At 59.2% G+C, this 4,944-nt stretch carries 4 protein-coding genes; 2 read left to right on the forward strand and 2 right to left on the reverse strand.

Annotation, left to right across the window (positions count from 1 at the left end; all coding sequences use genetic code 11):
- Positions 1–130 precede the first annotated feature (130 nt).
- Positions 131–496, reverse strand: coding sequence for an HPF/RaiA family ribosome-associated protein (locus SGJ19_11970; GenBank protein ID MDZ4780962.1), 366 nt, complete (start codon positions 494–496; stop codon positions 131–133).
- 126 nt (positions 497–622) lie between these two features.
- Here SGJ19_11970 and nhaR point away from each other — a divergent pair, with 126 nt between their 5' ends.
- Entirely contained in the window at positions 623–1,525 is a 903-nt protein-coding gene (gene nhaR, locus SGJ19_11975; GenBank protein MDZ4780963.1) for a transcriptional activator NhaR, read from the forward strand.
- Positions 1,526–1,725: 200 nt separating this feature from the next.
- Here the strand turns inward: nhaR and SGJ19_11980 are convergent, their stop codons facing one another.
- The gene (locus SGJ19_11980) at positions 1,726–2,988 is read right to left on the reverse strand and encodes a PQQ-binding-like beta-propeller repeat protein (GenBank protein ID MDZ4780964.1); all 1,263 of its coding nucleotides are present in this window, start codon (positions 2,986–2,988) and stop codon (positions 1,726–1,728) included.
- 218 nt (positions 2,989–3,206) lie between these two features.
- Between SGJ19_11980 and SGJ19_11985 the strand changes: the two genes are divergently transcribed.
- Entirely contained in the window at positions 3,207–4,802 is a 1,596-nt protein-coding gene (locus SGJ19_11985) for an AMP-binding protein (GenBank protein ID MDZ4780965.1), read from the forward strand.
- The last annotated feature ends 142 nt before the right edge of the window (positions 4,803–4,944 follow it).

The following is a 4,944-nucleotide window of genomic DNA, read 5'->3' on the forward strand; positions in this document are numbered from 1 at the left end:
AAAGTCCTCAAACGTATGGCCTACGGCTACCGAGACGACAACTACTTCTTTCTCAAAATCCGCCAGGCTTTCCCCGGAATTGGGTGAAGAACCAAAAAAGAGAGGGGCACGGGGAAATGCTGGCAGGGCTTTACGGTTCCAGATTGTCGGTGGTACGGGATGACTGGCCATCAAACGCAACTCGCTCTTTGCCGAAGCGCTCGCGTTCTAAACGCCGTCCGACGGTATGTCCCAGACGCTCGGTGACGCGATCGATCAGCACGTAGAAGCTCTGGTCGTGGTCCTCGACGACTAACTCGTCGAGCCCTGTCACGCGTGTCACTAGCCGGCAGCGCTTGTCGACACCGCCGCGACGGCCGTTGGTGTCGGCCACGTGGACCGCCACGTGCGTGACCCGGGGGACGAAACGCCCCAGGGCAAACTGGAGCCGCAGCTCGACGTGTTCGCGCTGGGCGTCGTCCAACTCAATCCCTTGCTTGTGAAAGCTGATTCGCATTCCGTGGTCTCCGTCGATTGTGGGAGTAGATCGCTGATGTTTACGAAATAGAATACGGCTTCTCTGGCGTATCGACACATCGGAAGTCTTGCATTGACCTATCGGAAGTACCGATATAATCCAGCCATGGAACCGCTCGACTATTACCACCTGCACACCTTCTGGACCGTGGCCAAGCTGGGGAGCGTGGTGGCAGCCGGCGAGAAACTCTTACTGGCCCAGCACACGGTCAGCGGTCAGCTGCGTCAGTTGGAACAGGCCATCGGACAGAAGCTATTCGAGCGGGTTGGTCGCGGTCTGGCCCTGACAGCCACCGGACAAGTTGTGTTCCGCTATGCCGACGAGATTTTTGCACTCGGCCGAGAAATGCTGGACGGCTTATCTGGGTCGCCCATCGGCCGATCGCTGCGCCTCCAGGTGGGCGTTGCCGATGTGCTGCCTAAGGCTGTGGCCCTCTTACTACTGCGCCCGGCAATGCTGCTGCCGGAGGTCCGCATCGTTTGCCACGAGGGGAAGACGGAGCACCTGCTCTCGGAACTCGCATTGCACCGCCTGGATGTCGTGCTGGCGGATGTACCGCTCAATCCGGCGATTAAGGTGCGGGCCTTTAGCCATCTGCTGGGCGAAAGTGGCGTCTCGATCGTGGGCGCTGCCGCGGTAGCGAAAGCCTATCGTCAAGACTTCCCGAATTCGCTCGATCGCGCGCCTTTCTTCCTGCCGACCGAAAGCACGATGTTGCGCCGCTCGCTCGACCAGTGGTTCGACGCCCAAGGAATTCGCCCGGCGATCAAAGCGGAATTCGACGACAGTGCGCTAATGAAGTTTTTTGGTCGCGAAGGTGGTGCACTGCTCCCCGTGCCCACGGTGGTGGAGGCCGAAGTCTGCCAGCAGTTCTCACTTCAATCCATTGGCATCGTTCAAGGCATCAAGGAACGCTTCTATGCCATCTCGTTGGAACGTCGCTTGAAGCACCCGGCCGTGTTGGCGATTAGCGAGCAAGCGCGTAGTCGTTTGCGGCTTCATTCGTGATGATTCTCAATACGGATGCACTGGTCGTGGCAATCAGCGCTACGGCTAGTAGGTTCCTCGGCTCGTGGATCTGCGAAGCGTCCCGCCCAAACCAGCGCAACCAAGGCCCCCGCCGCTGTCCCAAAGTCCTGGGGGGCCGCAGCTTTCCACATGTGGGCGGCGAGCGTGCGAAACACGAGGTGAACCGCCGTTCAACGACGTCACTCACTCCGCCAGCGGTAGCTCGACAGTGCATTTAACTCACGAACGACGACTTCGTCACCGCAGACCGCCAGATGCGCCCAAGTCGGAGCATCCGCCACTTTTACGCTGTCAAGTTCTTCGTACCGTTCTGGATTGGCACGAATCAGGCGAAGCTGCCCTTCGCAATCGAGTGCTAAGATTCGGTCGCCATTGGCGACCAGGCTCCAATATTCGGCGAACGGAGTGGTGCGCCAAGTCTGCTTTCCTGAACGCAGATCGAAACATGCGAATCGACGATTGCGCAAATGCAAAAACGCATGATCCTCAATGATCAATGGCGAGGACATATACCCTTGCGAACCGTCCTCCCAGGCCGAGTCGACGGTGATGGTTCCGTTCACAGAGTTCAGACGATGGAGGATCGTCTTACCGCCATAAGAGGAAGTGATGACCGAGTCGTCGTATACGGTCGGCGTCAAAATGTTCATGCCCCGAAAGGCCTCGATGTCTCGGGTCCAAAGCTCTGCGCCGTCCTTTGGATTAACTCCCACTAACCGAGTGCGCGTTTGCGCGAGTAGCTGTTCCTGTCCAGCGATCTCCGTCAAGAGAGGGGACGAGAAGGCGCTCCCCCACATGCCTCCCTCATCGGCCAATGATCGCCATTGCGTTTCTCCAGTGTTACGGTCAAGCTTGACCAAACCAGCACCGGCTTGAACATAGACGGCTTCAGCCGTCACCAAGGGCGAGCAGACGAATCCAAAGGCGGGCAAGGGACTCTTAAATCGCTCGACAAAGTCCACACGCCAGTTCTCGTCGCCGGAGCCAGCATCGAGCGATACCAGCACGTCCCGCATGCCGGCCACATACAGCGATTTGCCATCGTACGCCGGTGTGGCGCGAATCCAATCGCCATTGCTCTTCGCAAAGAAGGGCACGTTCATTGCGCCAGCCCATTCCGTCCGCCAAAGCTCTTTGCCGCTCTTCCGATCGAACGCCAGCAAAATCTCGTCTCGCTCATTGCGAGTCTCGGTCGTGAAGACGCGATCCTCAGCGATCACCGGTCCCGAGTAACTCGGGCCCAGGTCTTTTCGCCAACGAAGTTCAAAGTTGAGCTTTTCCGGCCAGGGCGTGGACACGATCTTCCCATCGCGTGCTGGGCCACGCCATTGCGGCCAGGTCGTCGACGTCTCTTCGGCACGTCCGTCGGTGGCCGCTGCGAGTGCCAGCAGAAAGATGAAATGCCGCCAACCGTCACAACTTTCCAGCAGTTTCGAAATCATCTCGTTACCCCACGGCATTCACAAATCATGGCGCAGATACAGTAGCAGCCAGATCGAAGAGTCAACCCCCGGGTCGCTACTTTTCTTATCCTGGTGGCTCAGCCCCGAAACGAAGCGCCTGTATGTCGACCAGATGCACTACCATAGATCGCTTGTCGTTCGACGGCTGCCGGACCAGAGACGGATCAGCGGGGCTTCCCTTCTTGGATAAAGGTTGCATGAATCTCGTTCGTGGGCTGTTGCTCTCTTGCCGTGGAACGCTGCGCCGGCAGCGGATGGTCGATAGTGGGGGTACGCGTCTCTCCGGCGGGAGCCTGCTCGTCCGTTCGCTGATCCTGCGTCGCTTGCTGCTGCGAGACGTTCTGACAGACGACGAACGAGTCGTGGGCATTCTGCTGCCGCCGTCGGCCGGCGGCGCCCTCGTGAATTTCGCCTTGACGCTGGCCGGTCGCGTCGTCGTCAATCTCAATTACACGCTTCGCCAATCGCAGCTCAACTCGTGCATCGCGCAGGCAGGCATCCGTCACGTCATCACTAGCCAGCGAGTACTCGAGCGAATGCCGATCGAGGTTGACGCAAAGTTAATTGCGCTGGAATCCCTTCTTCCGCATGTCCGGCTCAGCGATAAGCTGCTGGGCGTTATTCAGGGGCTCGCTACTCCTCTATGGCTGCTCGAACGCTTGCTGGGCCTAAACCGCATTCGTGACGATGACTTACTGACGATCGTGTTCACCTCCGGGTCGACTGGCGATCCCAAGGGCGTCATGCTCTCGCACGGCAATGTCGGATCGAACATCGCGGCACTCAATCAAGTGCTCCGGTTGCGAAGGGATGACCAGGTGCTCGGCGTACTCCCGTTTTTCCATTCGTTCGGTTACACGGTCACTCTGTGGGGCGTGATGTGCTTGGACGGTAGCGTCGCCTATCACTTTAATCCGCTGGAGGCTGGCACCATCGGAAGGCTCTGCCGAGAGGAACACGTGACCATCATTGTTGGAACGCCCACGACCCTCCGCAACTATCTGAAGCGTTGCACGGCCACGGATTTGACCGCGCTCGACATCGTCGTGTGCGGCGCTGAGCGGTTGCCGCATGAACTAGCTGACGCCTTTGAAGAGAAGTTCGGCGTGCGGCCGATCGAGGGCTATGGTGCGACTGAGCTTTCACCGATTGCCGCGATCAACGTCCCGCCTGGTCGTGCAGCGGATGACGGCGGCTGTGGCTGCAGGGAGGGCACGGTCGGACGCCCGCTACCAGGCGTCGAGGCCAAAGTGACGAATATCGAGACCGGCGATGTTGTGCCGCCTGGTAAGCCGGGTTTACTCAGCATTCGCGGTCCAAATGTTATGAAGGGCTACTTGGGGCGCCCTGATCTGAATGAGCTGGCCTTGCGCGACGGCTGGTACAGCACGGGCGACATCGCGGTGATCGATGATGAGGGCTTCATCCAAATCACCGGCCGCCAAAGTCGCTTCTCGAAGATTGGCGGCGAAATGGTGCCGCACATGGGCGTTGAAGACGCAATCGCCCGCACCATACAATCCGACCCGGACCATGTTACAGTCGCAGTAACGGCCGTGGCCGATGCTCGTAGGGGTGAGCGATTACTGGTCTTGCACAAGCCAATGGGGCAATCGCCTCTTGGAATCTGCCAAGCCATGCAGGAAAGCGGTATGCCGCTGTTGTGGATTCCCTCCCCGGACAGCTTTTTTGAAGTGGACGACATGCCGCTACTCGGCACGGGCAAGGTCGATCTCAGGGCCGTCGAGCAACTTGCCCGAGAGCGACTCGCCAGTCACTCGCGCCCTGCCTAGCGACCACGGTCACCAGGGGCTTTTTCGTCGCTTGGGCGACGCCGTTCAACGAAGCCACTTGCCAGCCAGAAATCCCAGATAGCCGACCGACGCGGCCAGGGTTGCGCCCCACAACAGATCCACCACCGTCACGATCCACGGC

It is taken from the genome of Planctomycetia bacterium (assembly GCA_034440135.1).
In the GTDB taxonomy this organism is placed as follows: Bacteria; Planctomycetota; Planctomycetia; order Pirellulales; family JALHLM01; genus JALHLM01.

Excerpts from the sequence above, each read along its gene's own strand:
- SGJ19_11985 (MDZ4780965.1), top strand. The coding sequence starts at position 3,207 with ATGAATCTCGTTCGTGGGCTGTTGCTCTCTTGCCGTGGAACGCTGCGC.
- nhaR (MDZ4780963.1), top strand. The coding sequence starts at position 623 with ATGGAACCGCTCGACTATTACCACCTGCACACCTTCTGGACCGTGGCC.
- SGJ19_11980 (MDZ4780964.1), bottom strand. The coding sequence starts at position 2,988 with ATGATTTCGAAACTGCTGGAAAGTTGTGACGGTTGGCGGCATTTCATC.
- SGJ19_11970 (MDZ4780962.1), bottom strand. The coding sequence starts at position 496 with ATGCGAATCAGCTTTCACAAGCAAGGGATTGAGTTGGACGACGCCCAG.